Annotated in this window: 13 protein-coding genes and 1 other RNA gene; 10 read left to right on the top strand and 4 right to left on the bottom strand. The window is 60.3% G+C overall.

From position 1 onward, the window contains the following. Positions 1-119: 119 nt before the first annotated feature. A complete protein-coding gene (gene ppsA / locus ACJ8IM_RS12195) occupies positions 120-2,498 on the top strand; it encodes a phosphoenolpyruvate synthase (RefSeq protein ID WP_033653927.1) in 2,379 nt (792 codons plus the stop codon). A 109-nt stretch (positions 2,499-2,607) separates the two neighbouring features. Here ppsA and rprA read toward each other — a convergent pair. After that, an RNA gene (gene rprA / locus ACJ8IM_RS12190) (antisense sRNA RprA) lies at positions 2,608-2,717 on the bottom strand. Positions 2,718-2,975: 258 nt separating this feature from the next. Beyond that, positions 2,976-4,076, bottom strand: coding sequence for an AI-2E family transporter YdiK (ydiK, locus tag ACJ8IM_RS12185; RefSeq protein WP_033646299.1), 1,101 nt, complete (start codon positions 4,074-4,076; stop codon positions 2,976-2,978). A gap of 244 nt (positions 4,077-4,320) precedes the next feature. On the opposite strand from ydiK, the gene ydiJ reads away from it, so the two are divergent. Further along, the gene (ydiJ, locus tag ACJ8IM_RS12180) at positions 4,321-7,377 is read left to right on the top strand and encodes a D-2-hydroxyglutarate dehydrogenase YdiJ (RefSeq protein WP_033653928.1); all 3,057 of its coding nucleotides are present in this window, start codon (positions 4,321-4,323) and stop codon (positions 7,375-7,377) included. Next, entirely contained in the window at positions 7,374-7,790 is a 417-nt protein-coding gene (menI, locus tag ACJ8IM_RS12175; protein ID WP_016927938.1) for a 1,4-dihydroxy-2-naphthoyl-CoA hydrolase, read from the top strand. The genes ydiJ and menI overlap by 4 nt, the downstream gene beginning before the upstream one ends. A gap of 45 nt (positions 7,791-7,835) precedes the next feature. Here menI and ACJ8IM_RS12170 read toward each other — a convergent pair whose 3' ends face one another. Further along, positions 7,836-8,240 (bottom strand): hypothetical protein, encoded by a 405-nt coding sequence (locus ACJ8IM_RS12170; protein ID WP_004931369.1) that lies wholly within the window; start codon positions 8,238-8,240, stop codon positions 7,836-7,838. 527 nt (positions 8,241-8,767) lie between these two features. Here ACJ8IM_RS12170 and sufA point away from each other — a divergent pair. From sufA to ACJ8IM_RS12135, 7 genes are all read left to right on the top strand, one after another. Further along, complete coding sequence (gene sufA / locus ACJ8IM_RS12165) at positions 8,768-9,139, top strand: Fe-S cluster assembly scaffold SufA (RefSeq protein ID WP_004931368.1); 372 nt, start codon at positions 8,768-8,770, stop codon at positions 9,137-9,139. 14 nt (positions 9,140-9,153) lie between these two features. Further along, positions 9,154-10,650, top strand: a complete 1,497-nt coding sequence (sufB, locus tag ACJ8IM_RS12160) for a Fe-S cluster assembly protein SufB (protein WP_033638360.1) — start codon at positions 9,154-9,156, stop codon at positions 10,648-10,650. Between the two features lie 43 nt (positions 10,651-10,693). Continuing rightward, entirely contained in the window at positions 10,694-11,440 is a 747-nt protein-coding gene (gene sufC, locus ACJ8IM_RS12155) for a Fe-S cluster assembly ATPase SufC (protein WP_016927936.1), read from the top strand. Then, a complete protein-coding gene (sufD, locus tag ACJ8IM_RS12150) occupies positions 11,415-12,701 on the top strand; it encodes a Fe-S cluster assembly protein SufD (RefSeq protein WP_033638361.1) in 1,287 nt (428 codons plus the stop codon). Before sufC ends, sufD begins: the two co-directional genes overlap by 26 nt. Beyond that, a complete protein-coding gene (sufS, locus tag ACJ8IM_RS12145; protein WP_033653929.1) occupies positions 12,698-13,924 on the top strand; it encodes a cysteine desulfurase SufS in 1,227 nt (408 codons plus the stop codon). Before sufD ends, sufS begins: the two co-directional genes overlap by 4 nt. Positions 13,925-13,960: 36 nt before the next feature. Then, complete coding sequence (gene sufE / locus ACJ8IM_RS12140) at positions 13,961-14,377, top strand: cysteine desulfuration protein SufE (RefSeq protein ID WP_033638363.1); 417 nt, start codon at positions 13,961-13,963, stop codon at positions 14,375-14,377. 297 nt (positions 14,378-14,674) lie between these two features. After that, a complete protein-coding gene (locus ACJ8IM_RS12135) occupies positions 14,675-15,688 on the top strand; it encodes a L,D-transpeptidase family protein (RefSeq protein WP_033653930.1) in 1,014 nt (337 codons plus the stop codon). Between the two features lie 139 nt (positions 15,689-15,827). Here the strand turns inward: ACJ8IM_RS12135 and ACJ8IM_RS12130 are convergent, their stop codons facing one another. After that, the gene (locus ACJ8IM_RS12130; RefSeq protein ID WP_004931354.1) at positions 15,828-16,064 is read right to left on the bottom strand and encodes a major outer membrane lipoprotein; all 237 of its coding nucleotides are present in this window, start codon (positions 16,062-16,064) and stop codon (positions 15,828-15,830) included. Between the last annotated feature and the right edge of the window lie 60 nt (positions 16,065-16,124).

Here is a 16,124-nt window from a genome sequence, read left to right as displayed (position 1 = left end):
CACCTTTCCATTTTCCCCGGATCAGTGTGCTAGTCTGATTCGGCTCCGTGTTAGCGGCGCCGTAAAGCAAGCGAATTAAATCCGTCTTTACCCTACTGATAGCAATAAGGATTGTCTCGATGTCCAACAATGGCCCAGACTTGCGTAATGTGCTTTGGTACAACCAGCTTGGCATGCACGACGTTGACCGTGTCGGCGGTAAAAACGCCTCCCTCGGTGAAATGATCACCAATCTTTCCGATTTGGGCGTGGCCGTGCCGAACGGTTTTGCCACCACCGCACAGGCGTTTAACGATTTCCTCGAACAAAGCGGTGTTAACCAGCGCATCTATCAGCTACTGGATCAGACCGACGTTGACGACGTTGCACAACTGGCCAAGGCCGGCGCCCAGATCCGCCAATGGGTGATCGACACGCCGTTCCACGCCGAGTTCGAACGCGAAATTCATCAGGCTTACCAACAGCTCGCCGACGGCGAACCGGAAGCTTCCTTCGCGGTGCGCTCCTCCGCCACGGCGGAAGACATGCCGGACGCGTCCTTCGCCGGCCAGCAGGAAACCTTCCTCAACGTGCAGGGCATCGACGCCGTAATGGTGGCGATCAAGCACGTGTTCGCGTCGCTGTTCAACGACCGTGCCATCTCTTATCGCGTGCATCAGGGCTATGACCACCGCGGCGTGGCGCTGTCGGCGGGCGTACAGCGCATGGTGCGCTCGGATTTGGCCTCTTCGGGCGTGATGTTCACCATCGATACCGAGTCCGGCTTTGATCAGGTGGTGTTTATCACCTCCGCCTTCGGCCTGGGTGAAATGGTGGTGCAGGGCGCAGTGAACCCGGATGAGTTCTACGTGCACAAACCGACGCTGCAAAACGGCAAGCCGGCGATCGTCCGCCGCAACCTGGGTTCGAAAAAGATCCGCATGGTGTACGCGCCGTCGCAGGATCACGGCAAGCAGGTGCGCATCGAAGACGTGCCGGAAGCGCAGCGCAGCCGTTTCTCGTTGACGGATGACGAAGTGCAGGCGCTGGCGCAGCAGGCGATCCTGATCGAAAAACATTACGGCCGCCCGATGGATATCGAGTGGGCGAAAGACGGCCATACCGGCAAGCTGCTGATCGTGCAGGCACGCCCGGAAACCGTGCGCTCCAACGAGCAGACCATGGAGCGCTACCAGTTGAACGGCTCCAGCCCGGTGCTGGTGGAAGGCCGCGCCATCGGCCACCGCATCGGCGCCGGTCCGGTGAAAGTGATCCACGACATCAGCGAAATGGATCGCATCCAGCCGGGCGACGTGCTGGTCACCGACATGACCGACCCGGACTGGGAACCGATCATGAAGAAGGCCGCCGCGATCGTCACCAACCGCGGCGGGCGTACCTGTCACGCGGCGATCATCGCCCGTGAACTGGGGATCCCGGCGGTGGTGGGCTGCGGCCACGCCACCGACGTGCTGAAAGACGGCCAGAAAGTCACCGTCTCCTGCGCGGAAGGCGACACCGGCTTCGTTTACAGCGATATGCTGGACTTCAGCGTGCAGAGCTCCGAAGTGACCGAGCTGCCGGATCTGCCGCTGAAGATCATGATGAACGTCGGCAACCCGGATCGCGCCTTCGACTTTGCGCGTTTGCCGAACGAAGGCGTGGGCCTGGCGCGGCTGGAATTTATCATCAACCGCATGATCGGCGTGCACCCGCGTGCGCTGCTGGAGTTCGATCAGCAGACGCCGGCGCTGCAAAACGAGATTCGCGCGCTGATGCAGGGTTACGATCATCCGGTCGAGTTCTACGTCGGCCGCCTGACCGAGGGCATCGCGACGCTGGGCGCCGCCTTCTGGCCGAAGCGCGTGATCGTGCGCCTGTCCGACTTCAAATCCAACGAGTACGCCAACCTGGTGGGTGGCGACAAGTATGAACCGCACGAAGAGAACCCGATGCTGGGCTTCCGCGGCGCCGGCCGCTACGTGGCCGACAGCTTCCGCGATTGCTTCGCGCTGGAGTGCGAGGCGGTGAAACGCGTGCGTAACGAAATGGGGCTGACCAACGTCGAAATCATGGTGCCGTTCGTGCGCACCGTGGCGCAGGCGGAAGCGGTGGTGGCCGAGCTGGCGCGTCAGGGACTGAAGCGCGGCGAAAACGGGCTGAAAGTGATCATGATGTGCGAGATCCCGTCCAATGCGCTGTTGGCGGATCAGTTCCTCGAACACTTCGACGGCTTCTCCATCGGCTCCAACGACATGACCCAGTTGGCGCTGGGGCTGGATCGCGACTCCGGCGTGGTGTCGGAGCTGTTCGACGAACGCAACGACGCGGTGAAAGCGCTGCTGTCGATGGCGATTCAGGCGGCCAAGCGCCGCGGCAAATACGTCGGCATCTGCGGCCAGGGTCCGTCCGACCACGAAGACTTCGCCGAGTGGCTGATGGAGCAGGGCATCGACAGCCTGTCGCTTAATCCGGACACCGTGGTGCAGACCTGGATCAATTTGTCGAAAAAGAAATAATGTCTCGGCCTCGCTGAGGCATTAACGCCGGGCCGCAGTTAACGCTGCGGCCTTTTTATTTCTGAATGTAAATAACGGCGCGTAAAATAATCAATTCGACGAAAAAAGAATAAAAAAAAGCCCACCGTAGGAGATGGGCAAAGACTACACACAGCAATTCACATGTATGGCATTACATTGTTCAGAAAGGTTGCTTTAAAATCAGTGATTTGAAGCAATAGATGGCCATAATACTAGATTTTTGAACGCGACTAGTCATTAAGAATCATCCTAATCGATAGCGGCATCACATTTTATTTGCGGGAGTTATCTCTTTTTGCCGTTTGCAACAAACAGGGATTTACATTGCACCTTTCATTCGCGGTGCCGTAATCAATATATGGCGGCATTATATTGGGTGGAGATATTACTCGAATGGGGTAGGAATAACGGCAGGAATGAAAAGTTCCGCCCGACGATGCGGGCGGAAGAGGGGAATCAGCGTTTTTCCAAATCTTCGATGACTTGCTCCGGCGCGGTGGTCGGCTCCGGCGCTTCATCCATCCAGGCGGTCAGCAGGCGATAAGATACCGCCAACACCACCGGGCCGATGAACAGGCCAATCATGCCGAAGGCCAGCAAGCCGCCGATAACGCCGGACAGGATCAGCAGCAGCGGCAGATCGGCGCCCATGCGGATCAGCACCGGGCGCAGCACGTTATCCAGCGTAGCCACCACGCAGCTCCAGACCAGCAGCACGGTGCCCCAGGTGGTATCGCCGTGCCAGTACAGCCAGATGATGGCCGGCACCAGCACCAGCAGCGGCCCCAATTGCGCCACGCAGCAGATGAAGATCAGCATCGTCAGCAGAGTGGCGGCCGGAATGCCGCTCACCGCCAGACCGATGCCGCCCAGCACCGACTGCACCAGCGCCGTCACCACCACACCCAGCGCGACGGCGCGGATCGCCTGGCCGCCCAGCAGCACCGCCGCATCGCCGCGCGCAGAGCCGAGGCGCACCGCAAAGTGGCGGATGCCCAACGCCACCTGCTCGCCGCGCGCATACAACAGGGCGCTGAACAGCAGCATCAGCGCGCAGTGCAGCAGCAGACGGCCGATATGCGCGGCCTGCGCCACGAACCAGGTGGCGGTTTGGCCGAAGTACGGCTGCACCTTCGCCAGCAGCGCGGCGCCGCCGGCGTTAACCAGCGTATGGTAGCTGGTATAGAGCCTGTCGCCGATCATCGGCACGGACTGCAGCCAGGCGAGATCGGGAATGTGCAGTTTGCCCGGCGAGCTGGCCCAGGCGATCAGCGGCGCACTGTTATCCACCACGCTGCTGATCAGCAGAGAGATAGGCAAAATGAACAGCAGGATCAGCAGCAGGGTCATCACCAGCACCGCCAGCGAGCGGCGGCCCCACAGCAGCTTTTGCAGTTTGAGCAGCAGCGGCCAGGTGGCGATCACCACCATTCCCGCCCAGGCGAAGCCGAGAATGAACGGTTGGATCACCCAAAAACAGGCGACGATCATGATGGCGATAAACAGCACGCCGAAAATAATTCGCGGTAAGTCGTAACGCGATTGCGGGAGTGGCATCAGTGGCTTCTCATCCTGGTCAATTAAATCCCTGGCACCGGCGAATCGGGTGCCTGTCGGTCGGTTTATTACCGCCGGGCGGCCGCCTGTGGCGGCGTTCGCAGGGCGGTAATAATGTGAATGCCTTCACTAAACGAGTATGTTAGTTTTTAGTGTCACTAAAAAATAGGGTGGGTCTGAATTAAAGGCCCGATTCAGCGTACATCAGCGCATAAAAAATAGACGGACAGGGTCAAAAAAGCGAATGATCCCACAGATTTCTCAGGCGCCCGGCCTCGTTCAACGGGTGCTCGACTTTTTGGAAGCACTGAAGCAAAACGGATTCAACGGCGATACCGCCACCAGCTATGCCGACCGGCTGACGATGGCCACCGACAACAGCATCTATCAGCTGTTGCCCGATGCGGTGGTGTTTCCCCGTTCCACCGCCGACGTGGCGCTGATCGCCCGCCTGGCCGGGGAAGAGCGATTCAATGCGCTGACCTTCAGCCCGCGCGGCGGCGGCACCGGCACCAACGGCCAGTCGCTCAATACCGGCATCGTGGTCGATATGTCGCGCCATATGAACCGCATTCTGGAGATCAACGTTGAACAAGGCTGGGTAAAAGTCGAAGCCGGGGTGATCAAGGATCAGCTGAATCAATATCTGCGGCCGTTCGGCTACTTCTTCTCGCCGGAACTGTCCACAAGCAACCGCGCCACCCTGGGCGGCATGATCAATACCGACGCCTCCGGTCAGGGCTCGCTGGTGTACGGCAAAACCTCCGATCACGTGTTGGGCCTGCGGGCGGTGCTGCTGGGCGGCGAGATGATCGATACCCGCGCCATGCCGACGGCGCTGGCGGAAACGATTGCTCTGGACGAGACCGCCGAAGGGCGTATCTACCGCACGGTGCTGAACCGCTGCCGCGAGCAGCGCGCGCTGATCCTGGAGAAATTCCCCAAGCTCAACCGCTTCCTCACCGGTTACGATCTGCGCCACGTGCTGAGCGACGATCTGCAAACCTTCGATCTGACGCGCATCCTGACCGGCGCCGAAGGCACGCTGGCGTTTATCACCGAGGCGCGGCTGGACATCACGCCGCTGCCGAAAGTGCGCCGTTTGGTTAACGTAAAATACGACTCCTTCGACTCGGCGCTGCGCAATGCGCCCTTTATGGTCGAAGCCAAGGCGCTGTCGGTGGAAACCATTGATTCCAAGGTGCTGAACCTGGCGCGTGAAGACATCGTTTGGCACTCGGTGAACGAACTGATCGCCGATGTGCCGGATAAAGAGATGCTCGGGCTGAACATCGTCGAGTTCGCCGGCGACGATCGGGCGCTGATCGACGGCCAGATGGAAACCCTGTGTCAACGGCTGGACGAATTGATCGCGCAGCGGCAGGGCGGCGTGATCGGTTACCAGATCTGTGGCGATCTGGCGGGCATCGAGCGCATTTATAACATGCGCAAGAAGGCGGTCGGGCTGCTGGGCAACGCCAAAGGGCGCGCCAAGCCGATTCCATTCGCCGAGGACACCTGCGTGCCGCCGCAACACCTGGCGGACTATATTGTCGAATTTCGCCAACTGCTCGACGACCATAACCTGAGCTATGGCATGTTCGGCCACGTCGACGCCGGGGTGCTGCACGTGCGCCCGGCGCTTGATATGTGCGACCCGCAGCAGGAAGTGCTGATGAAGCATATCTCCGATCGGGTGGTGGCGCTGACCGCCAAATACGGCGGCCTGCTGTGGGGTGAGCACGGCAAGGGCTTCCGCGCGGAATACAGCCCTGAATTCTTCGGGGAAACGTTGTATGAGGAGCTGCGCCGCATCAAAGCGGCGTTCGATCCGGATAACCGTCTGAACCCGGGCAAGATCTGTGCGCCGCTGGCGGTGGATGCACCAATGATGCAGGTGGACGCGGTCAAACGCGGCACCTTCGATCGCCAGATCCCGGTCGAGGTGCGCACCTCGTTCCGCGGCGCGCTGGAGTGTAACGGCAACGGCCTGTGCTTCAACTTCGACGTGCGCAGCCCGATGTGCCCGTCGATGAAGATCAGCGGCAACCGCATTCATTCACCGAAAGGGCGGGCGACGCTGGTGCGCGAGTGGCTGCGTCTGTTGGCCGAGCAGGGCGTCGATCCGTTGGCGCTGGAGAAACAGCTGCCGCAGCAGCGCCTCAGCCTGCGCGGCCTGATCGAGAAGACCCGCAACAGCTGGCACGCCGGCAAGGGCGAGTACGACTTTTCGCACGAAGTGAAAGAGGCGATGTCCGGTTGCCTGGCCTGCAAGGCCTGCTCCACGCAGTGCCCAATCAAGATTGACGTGCCGGGATTCCGTTCGCGCTTCCTGCAGCTCTACCACACCCGCTATCTGCGCCCGGTAAGCGACTACATGGTCGCCGGCGTGGAGAGCTATACCCCATTGATGGCCCGCGCGCCGAAGGTGTTCAACTTCTTCTTCCGCCAGCCGTGGCTGCGGGAGATGAGCCGCAACGCCATCGGCATGGTCGATCTGCCGCTGCTGTCCAGCCCGACGCTGCGTCAGCAGCTGTCCGGCCACCGCGCGACCACGCTGACGCTGGAGCAGCTGGAAGGGCTGAGCGCCGAGCAGCGCGCAGAACACGTGCTGATCGTCCAGGATCCGTTCACCAGCTATTACGACGCCAAAGTGGTGGCGGACTTTGTCCGGCTGGTGGAGAAGCTCGGCTATAAACCGGTGCTGCTGCCGTTCTCGCCGAACGGCAAGGCGCAGCATGTGAAGGGTTTCCTGACGCGCTTTGCCCGCACCGCGCGCAAAACCGCCGATTTCCTCAACCGCGTGGCGCAGCTCGGCATGCCGCTGGTGGGCGTCGATCCGGCGCTGGTGCTGTGCTACCGCGACGAATACCGCGAGATCCTCGGCGCCGAACGCGGCGATTTCCAGGTGCTGCTGGTGCACGAATGGCTGCAGCAGCGGATCGCGGATCGCGCCGAACAGCCGGCGACCGGCGAACCCTGGTATCTGTTCGGCCACTGTACCGAAACCACCGCGCTGCCGGCCAGCGGCCAACAGTGGGCGGCGATCTTCGCGCGCTTCGGCGCCAAACTGGAGAACGTCAGCGTCGGCTGCTGCGGCATGGCGGGCACTTACGGCCATGAAGCCAAGAACCTGCAAAACTCGCTCGGCATTTATGAGCTATCATGGCACCCGACACTGCAGCGTTTGCCGCGGCAGCGCTGCCTGGCGACCGGCTATTCCTGCCGCAGCCAGGTGAAACGCATCGAGGGCAATGGCGTGCGCCACCCCTTACAGGCACTTCTGGAGATGATTGAGTGAAATTGTGGAAACGTGAAACATCGCTGGAGCAGTTGAACCGCGCCGGCGACGGCTGCATGGTCAGCCATGTGGGCATCGAGTTTACCCAGCTGGGCGAGGATTTCCTCGAGGCCACCATGCCGGTCGATGGCCGCACCCGGCAGCCGTTCGGGCTGTTGCACGGCGGGGCGTCGGTGGTGCTGGCGGAATCGATGGGATCGATGGCCGGTTACCTGTGCAGCGAGGGCGAGCAGAAAGTGGTGGGGCTGGAGATCAACGCCAACCACCTGCGCGCGGTGTTCGATGGCCAGGTGCGCGGGGTGTGCCGCGCATTGCACGTTGGCCGCCGTCATCAGGTGTGGCAAATCGAGATCTTCGACGCGCGCGATCGGCTGTGCTGCACCTCGCGTCTGACCACGGCGGTCATCGACTGATTCCCGCCGGTTTCCGCAGGCGATCGGCCTGCGGAGCCTTGCGCCTTACAGCTGAAACGGCACGCGTTTGACGAAGTCCTTCTGAAACGCGTTTGCCTTCTCCCAGGTGCCTTCCATTGCATATTTTTGGCAGATCAGCGTCAGCGTGTGGCGAGCGAAGTGGTAGCTTTGCACCCGAAAAAGCTGGCAGCGCTGTGGGTTGTTGATCTCGACGATCAGCCGGTTGTGCAGCTTGCTGAGCGCATGCAGGTAGCTGTCGTCGTCGCCGTTCTCCAGACACAGATTGGCCATGGTGAGGCTGACGCTGTTGTACCGCTTCAGGTGGTCGATATTGCATTCCGGGCGCCGCAGCGCCGCTTCGGCCATGTAAAAGTCCACCGTGGCGTCGCGCACGCTGAATTTGTAGTCATCAATCTTGCCCAGCAACCATGCGTTGATCGAAAGAGTCATTGGCTTCGCGCTCAAATTACAATTGAATGATAATCATTATCATATAAACTGCCGCGTTGCCGATCAATCCCCGGCGCGGCGTTTTTTCATCGCGCGGTGGTGTAAAAGGCCGTCGACGACCCAATTTAATCCTGAGCGACTAAACTTTAACCTGAGGGCGCGCGCTTGCGCCGCGCCACGAAATGCCGATAAACGCACATTTACGACAGACAGAATGCAGAAATAGGTATTTTCTATGAATGTTTAGATCGGCAACGCCCCGCGGCGCTGTAACGCTGACGGGCCACCGGGGAGTGCGGTACGGTGATGCAGGATAGAGAACAAATTCATAGGGATAGCATGCACGCCTTGCCGCCAGACGCCGCAAGCCGCCACGGGTGTCCCGTTGGCTTGCCGCGCGCCGCAGCGAAAAACCGCGCTCGCGGCGGATACCCCCGCAAAACAAACGGTTGAAGTGATAATCGTTATCACTAACATATAAGCAACCCAGATTGGCTGTGGCCAAACACGAGTGTGAGGTAGACCCTATGCAAACGGAAAATGTCGGCACTTTTTCTCTGGATGAAAATGTCTGGCAAGGCATTTCGCTCAGCGACAGCGCCGTACGACAAATAACCAAACTGATGCAGCAGGATCCGCAGGTGAAAGGGCTGCAGCTAGGGGTGAAACAATCCGGCTGCGCCGGCTTTGCCTATGTGCTGGATCTGACCCGCGAACCCGCCGATGACGATCTGCTGTTTGAGCGCGACGGCGCCAAACTCTATGTGCCGCTGAAGGCCATGCCGTTCATCGATGGCACCACGGTAGATTACGTCCGCGAAGGGCTGAATCAGATATTCAAATTTAACAACCCTAAAGCTCAGCATGCCTGCGGGTGCGGCGAGAGCTTTGGCGTTTGAGCGATGCAATCAACATGACACGAAGCAATGTAGAAATGCCTAATGAAGTGCAGGCTTGGGTCAGCGAAGGTCGCTACAAAGAAGGTTTCTTCACCCAGCTGGCAACCGATGAGTTGGCCAAAGGCATCAACGAAGAGGTGGTGCGCGCCATATCGGCCAAGCGCAACGAACCCGAGTGGATGCTGGAATTCCGCCTCGAGGCCTACCGCGCCTGGCTGCAGATGGAAGAGCCGCACTGGTTGAAGGCCAATTACGATCGCCTGAACTACCAGGACTACAGTTACTATTCGGCGCCGTCCTGCGGCAGCTGCGACGACGCCTGCGGTTCGCAACCCGGCGCCGAGCAGCAACCGGGCGCGGCGACGGAAAAAGATTACCTGACCAGCGAAGTGGAGCTGGCGTTCAACCAGCTCGGCGTGCCGGTGCGCGAGGGCAGCGAGGTGGCGGTGGACGCCATCTTCGACTCGGTCTCTGTCGCCACCACCTACCGTGAAAAACTGGCGGAGAGCGGGGTGATCTTCTGCTCGTTCGGCGAAGCGATCCAGGAATACCCGGATCTGGTGCGTCAGTACCTGGGGCGCGTGGTGCCGTCCAACGATAACTTCTTCGCCGCGCTGAACGCCGCGGTGGCTTCCGACGGCACCTTCGTTTATGTGCCGAAGGGCGTACGCTGCCCGATGGAACTGTCGACCTACTTCCGCATCAACGCCGCCAAAACCGGCCAGTTCGAGCGCACCATCCTGATCGCCGACGAAGGCAGCTACGTCAGCTATATCGAGGGCTGTTCCGCCCCGGTGCGCGACAGCTATCAGCTGCACGCGGCGGTGGTGGAAGTGATCCTGCATAAAGACGCCGAAGTGAAATACTCGACGGTGCAGAACTGGTTCTCCGGCGGCGAGAGCAAGGGCGGCATCCTCAACTTCGTCACCAAGCGCGCGCTGTGTGAAGGCGCCGGCTCGAAAATGTCCTGGACCCAGTCGGAAACCGGCTCGGCCATCACCTGGAAATACCCGAGCGTGATTTTGCAGGGCGACAACTCGATCGGCGAATTCTTCTCGGTGGCGCTGACCAGCGGCCATCAACAGGCCGATACCGGCACCAAGATGATCCACATCGGCAAAAACACCAAGTCGACCATCATCGCCAAAGGCATCTCCGCCGGCCACAGCGAGAACACCTATCGTGGCCTGGTGAAAATCCTGCCGGGGGCGGAAAACGCCCGTAACTTTACCCAGTGCGACTCGATGCTGATCGGGCCGGACAGCGGTGCCCACACGTTCCCTTACGTTGAAGCGCGCAACAACAGCGCTCAGCTGGAGCACGAAGCCACCACCTCGAAGATCGGCGACGACCAGCTGTTCTACTGCCTGCAGCGCGGCATCAGCGAGGATGACGCCATTTCGATGATCGTCAACGGCTTCTGCAAGGACGTTTTCTCCGAGCTGCCGCTGGAGTTCGCCGTCGAGGCGCAGAAACTTCTGGCCATCAGCCTGGAACACAGCGTGGGTTAATCGCCGCATTTTTAGCGCCGCCGGCGCTATCTGAGGACACAGCATGTTAAGCATCAAGAATTTGAAAGTCAGCGTGGAAGGCAACGAGATCCTCAAGGGATTGGATCTGGAGATCAAACCGGGCGAAGTGCACGCCATCATGGGGCCGAACGGCTCGGGCAAGAGCACGCTGTCCGCCACGCTGGCCGGGCGTGAAGAGTACGAAGTGACCGAAGGGGAAGTCACTTTCAAAGGCAAGGATCTGCTGGAGCTGGATCCGGAAGATCGCGCCGGCGAAGGCGTGTTCCTCGCCTTCCAGTACCCGGTGGAGATCCCCGGTGTCAGCAACCACTTCTTCCTGCAGACGTCGGTCAACGCGGTGCGCAAATACCGCGAGCAGGAGCCGCTGGATCGCTTTGACTTCGCCGATTTCATCGAAGAGAAAATCGCGCTGCTGGATATGCCGGCCGATCTGCTGACCCGTTCGGTCAACGTCGGCTTCTCCGGCGGCGAGAAAAAGCGCAACGACATTCTGCAGATGGCGGCGCTGGAGCCGGATCTGTGCATTCTCGATGAAACCGACTCGGGCCTGGACATCGACGCGCTGAAGATCGTCGCCAACGGCGTCAACTCGCTGCGGGACGGCAAGCGCGCGTTTATCATCGTCACCCACTATCAGCGCATTCTGGACTACATCCAGCCGGATTACGTACACGTGCTGTCCCAGGGGCGCATCGTCAAATCCGGCGATTTCTCGCTGGTGAAACAGTTGGAGGAGCAGGGCTATGGCTGGCTTACCGACCAACAGTAATTCAAACGCGCTGCAGCAGCTGTATCGCCTGTTCGAAGGCCGCGGCGGCGAGCGTTCGCCGCATGCGCTGGCGCACTGGCAGCAGGCGCTGCGCCTCGGCTGGCCAACGCGCAAGCATGAAAACTGGAAATACACGCCGCTGGAGAGCCTGCTGGAGCAGCAGTTCCTCGATCCGCAGCCCGCGCCGGTGAGCGCTGAGCAGCTGGAGGCGCTGGCGCTCGGCATCGATGCCTGTCGGCTGGTGTTTATCGACGGCCGCTACAGCGCCGCGCTGAGCGATGGCGATTTGGGCGACTACCAGTTCGAATTGACTGCCTACGGCACGCCGCAGGCGCTGCCGGAGCCGATCCAGCCGGAAATTTTCCTGCACCTGACTGAAAGCTTGGCGCAGGAAACCAGCCTGATTCGCTTGCCGGCCGGCAAGGTCCCTGCCCGCCCGCTGTACCTGCTGCATATCAGCAGCGGACGCGGCGCCACCGGGGAAGTGAACACCGTGCATCATCGTCACCATCTGGAGATCGGGCGCGGGGCCGAGGCGGAAGTGATTGAACACTACGTCAGCCTGGGCGAGGCCGCGCACTTCACCGGCGCGCGCCTGACCGCAAACGTAGCGGACAACGCCGGGCTGTTGCACTGCAAGCTGGCGTTTGAGAGCCAGCCGAGCTACCACTTTGCCCACAACGATCTGGTTATCGGCCGCGACGCGCGGGTGAAAAGCGACAGTTTCCTGCTGGGCGCCGGCCTGACGCGCCACAACACCAGCGCGCAGCTGAACGGCGAAGGCGCAAATCTGGTGATCAACAGCCTGGTGCTGCCGGTGGGCAAAGAGATCTGCGATACCCGCACCTATCTGGAGCACAACAAGGGCTATTGCGAAAGCCGCCAGCTGCATAAAACCGTGGTCAGCGATCGCGGCAAGGCGGTGTTCAACGGCATGATCAAAGTGGCCAAGCACGCGATTAAAACCGACGGCCAGATGACCAACCATAACCTGCTGTTGGGCAAGGTGGCGGAGGTGGATACCAAGCCGCAGCTGGAGATCTACGCCGACGACGTCAAATGCAGCCACGGCGCCACCGTGGGGCGCATCGATGAAGAGCAGCTGTTCTATCTGCAGTCGCGCGGCATCGACAAACACGCGGCGCAGCAGATGATCATTTTCGCCTTCGCCGCCGAGCTCACCGAAGGCATCGCCAATGACACCATCCGGGAACGGGTGCTGGCGCGTATCGCCCAGCGCCTGCCGGGGGAGGCTGAATGAGTTATCCGATTGAACGCGTGCGCGGCGATTTCCCGCTGCTGGCGCGTGAGGTGAACGGCCAACCGTTGGCCTATCTCGACAGCGCCGCCAGCGCGCAGAAACCGCAGGCGGTGATCGACCGCGAGCTGGAGTTCTACCGCCACGGTTATGCGGCGGTGCATCGCGGCATCCACACCCTGAGCGCCGAGGCGACCCAGCAGATGGAAGCGGTGCGGGAACAGGCGGCACGCTTTATCAACGCCGCTTCAGCGGAAGAGATGGTGTTCGTCAAGGGCACCACCGAAGGCATCAATTTGGTGGCCAACAGCTTTGGCCGCCACCTGCTGCAGCCGGGCGATGCGATTCTCATCACCGAGATGGAGCACCACGCCAATATCGTGCCGTGGCAGATGCTGGCGCAGGAGCGCGGGCTGCAGCTGCGGGTGTGGCCGCTGCAGCCGGACGGTACGCTGGATCTGGCTTTGCTGCCGGAGCTGGTCGACTCGTCCTGCAAACTGCTGGCGCTGACCGAGGTTTCCAACGTGCTGGGCACCGTCAACCCGGTACGCGACATCATCGCCCGCGCCAGAGCCCTGGCGCCGGAGCTGACGGTGCTGGTGGACGGCGCGCAGGCGGTAATGCACCAGCGCGTCGATGTTCAGGCGCTGGACTGCGATTTTTACGTATTTTCCGGCCATAAGCTGTACGGCCCTTCCGGCATCGGCATGCTGTACGGCCGCCAGGCGTTGTTACAGAAGATGCCGCCGTGGGAAGGGGGCGGCTCGATGATCCGCCAGGTCAGCCTGACGGCGGGCACCACCTTCGTCGATCCGCCGTGGCGCTTCGAGGCCGGTTCGCCGAACACCGCCGGCATCATGGGGCTGGGGGCGGCGTTCGATTACGTTGAAGCCCTGGGCCTGAATGCGATCCACGATTATGAACAGTCGCTGATGCACTACGCGCTGGAGGCGCTCAGGCAGGTGCCGACGCTGAAAGTTTATGGTCCGGCCCATCGCGCCGGGGTGATCGCCTTCAACCTGGGGGAGCACCATGCCTATGATGTCGGCAGTTTCCTCGACCAGTACGGCATCGCCATTCGCACCGGCCATCACTGCGCAATGCCGCTGATGGCGTTTTATCAGGTGCCGAGCATGTGCCGCGCTTCGCTGGCGTTATATAATACCCGCGAAGAGGTGGACCGGCTGGTGGCCGGGCTGCAACGCATTCATCAGCTATTAGGCTAGGCCGGGGCGCGTCCCCGGCGGTACAAAAGGATCCCCATGGCGAATTTGCCGGACAAAGATAAATTGGTGCGTAATTTCTCCCGCTGTTTGAACTGGGAGGAGAAATACCTGTACGTGATTGAACTCGGCGCCAAATTGCCGCCGCTGGACGAGGCCGAGCGGCAGGCCGGCAACCTGATCTCCGGCTGTCAGAGCCAGGTATGGATCGTGATGCGCCGTGATGAGCAGGGGCAGGTCGAGTTTCACGGCGACAGCGACGCGGCGATCGTCAAAGGGCTGCTGGCGGTGGTGTTTATTCTTTATCGTCAATTGACGCCACAGCAGATCGTCGATCTCGATGTGCGGCCGTTTTTCGGCGAGCTGGCGCTCAGCCAACATCTGACGCCTTCGCGTTCACAGGGGTTGGAAGCGATGATCCGCGCCATTCGCAGCAAAGCGGCGCAGCTGGCCTGACCCATAACGCCCGCATCCTCAAGGCTCATTGATACCTTCGCTTTGTCAATGAGTCTTTACAATCCGCAGTTTTCCTCCCGGCAATGCTCCCAATTCAGTGATATTTCAGCAGCTTACCTATTGACGTTTCGTTGACAATCAGCGGCGGCGATTACGTTATAACGTGTTGATTTTTAGAGGACTTATTGCCTTTGATACCAGCGTTGCTAGTATTAATCAGGTATTGTCTGATTTACCCACCGCCAGGCGCTCGTTAGCCTTGGGGGCGAACCGTCATAAAAAAATATAGGGATGATAATGAAACGTGCGTTGAGTTTAATGGGCATGGTCTTCGCCACCGTATTGGCCGGCACGCAGGCCGCCAGTGCGACCGAGTACCCGCTGCCGCCGCCGGACAGCCGTCTGATCGGTGAAAATACCACTTATACCGTGCCAAACGACGGCCGTCCGCTGGAGGCGATCGCCGCCGACTACAAGATCGGCCTGCTGGGCATGCTGGAAGCCAACCCCGGCACTGACCCGTTCCTGCCCAAGCCGGGTACGGTGCTGACCATTCCGACCCAAATGCTGCTGCCTGACACCAAGCGTGAAGGGATCATCGTCAACCTGGCCGAGCTGCGTCTTTATTACTACCCGAAAGGCGAGAACAAAGTGATCGTCTATCCGATCGGTATCGGCCAGACCGGGATGCACACGCCGCTGGAGGTGACCTCCGTCAGCCAGAAGATCCCTAACCCGACCTGGACGCCAACCGCCAATATCCGCAAACGCTATCAGTCCCAGGGCGTGACGCTGCCAGCGGTGGTGCCGGCCGGCCCTGAGAACCCGATGGGGTTGTTCGCCCTGCGTCTGGCGATGGGGCGCGGTGAATACCTGATCCACGGCACCAACGCCAACTTCGGTATCGGCATGCGCGTCAGCTCCGGCTGCATTCGTCTGCGTCCGACGGATATCGAAGCGCTGTTCAATCAGGTGCCGCGCGGTACGCGGGTGCAGGTGATCAACGATCCGGTGAAGATTTCGGTTGAGCCGGACGGCAAACGCTATGTGGAAGTGCATCAGCCGCTGTCGCGGGTAGAAAGCGACGATCCGCAGACCATGCCGATTGCGTTGTCTAAAGCGGAGAAAGCCTTCGCTGCGGATGCTCAGACCGATCGCGCCGTGTTCGATAGCGCGGTTGTACGCCGTTCTGGCATGCCGGTGCTGGTCAACGTAGGGGAGAGCCCGTCGGCGGTGAGTTTGACGCCTGCAGCGACGCCTGAGGCGAATAAGAGCCCATTCAAGGCAGCGCCAATCAGTTCCGTGAACTAAGTTTGCAGGATTGTGTGGTCGAAGAGGGGTTCAGCGTGCTGAGCCTCTTTTTTTGCCTGCGGTGCAGGAAAAACCAGTCCAAGGGACAGGCAAAAAAAACGGCGCACAATGTGCGCCGTTTTCAATAACCAAAGCTATCTTACTTTTTGTAAGCGTGAGCTTGGTTGTCCAGACGCTGGTTAGCGCGTGCTGCGTCGTCTTTAGCAGCTTGAACGTCAGAACGCATTGCGTTCACGTCGTTGCTCAGCTGATCAACTTTAGCGTTCAGAGTCTGAACGTCAGAAGACAGTTGATCGATTTTAGCGTTGCTAGAGCAGCCAGCCAGCAGAGTGGAACCCAGGATTACCGCGCCCAGTACCAGTTTAGTACGATTCATTATAACACCCTCTAGATTGAGTTAATCTCCATGTAGCGTTACAAGTATTACACAAACTTT

Origin of the sequence: Serratia sp. CY33525 (genome assembly GCF_052169115.1) — a bacterium.
Lineage (GTDB): Bacteria > Pseudomonadota > Gammaproteobacteria > Enterobacterales > Enterobacteriaceae > Serratia > Serratia sarumanii.
Note: the sequence above shows the minus strand (reverse complement) of the source record. Positions and strands in the feature narration are given on the sequence as shown.

Excerpts from the sequence above, each read along its gene's own strand:
- ppsA (WP_033653927.1), top strand. The coding sequence starts at position 120 with ATGTCCAACAATGGCCCAGACTTGCGTAATGTGCTTTGGTACAACCAG.
- sufD (WP_033638361.1), top strand. The coding sequence starts at position 11,415 with ATGGCTGGCTTACCGACCAACAGTAATTCAAACGCGCTGCAGCAGCTG.
- sufS (WP_033653929.1), top strand. The coding sequence starts at position 12,698 with ATGAGTTATCCGATTGAACGCGTGCGCGGCGATTTCCCGCTGCTGGCG.
- ACJ8IM_RS12130 (WP_004931354.1), bottom strand. The coding sequence starts at position 16,064 with ATGAATCGTACTAAACTGGTACTGGGCGCGGTAATCCTGGGTTCCACT.
- sufB (WP_033638360.1), top strand. The coding sequence starts at position 9,154 with ATGACACGAAGCAATGTAGAAATGCCTAATGAAGTGCAGGCTTGGGTC.
- ydiJ (WP_033653928.1), top strand. The coding sequence starts at position 4,321 with ATGATCCCACAGATTTCTCAGGCGCCCGGCCTCGTTCAACGGGTGCTC.
- sufC (WP_016927936.1), top strand. The coding sequence starts at position 10,694 with ATGTTAAGCATCAAGAATTTGAAAGTCAGCGTGGAAGGCAACGAGATC.
- ydiK (WP_033646299.1), bottom strand. The coding sequence starts at position 4,076 with ATGCCACTCCCGCAATCGCGTTACGACTTACCGCGAATTATTTTCGGC.
- ACJ8IM_RS12170 (WP_004931369.1), bottom strand. The coding sequence starts at position 8,240 with ATGACTCTTTCGATCAACGCATGGTTGCTGGGCAAGATTGATGACTAC.
- sufA (WP_004931368.1), top strand. The coding sequence starts at position 8,768 with ATGCAAACGGAAAATGTCGGCACTTTTTCTCTGGATGAAAATGTCTGG.
- sufE (WP_033638363.1), top strand. The coding sequence starts at position 13,961 with ATGGCGAATTTGCCGGACAAAGATAAATTGGTGCGTAATTTCTCCCGC.
- ACJ8IM_RS12135 (WP_033653930.1), top strand. The coding sequence starts at position 14,675 with ATGAAACGTGCGTTGAGTTTAATGGGCATGGTCTTCGCCACCGTATTG.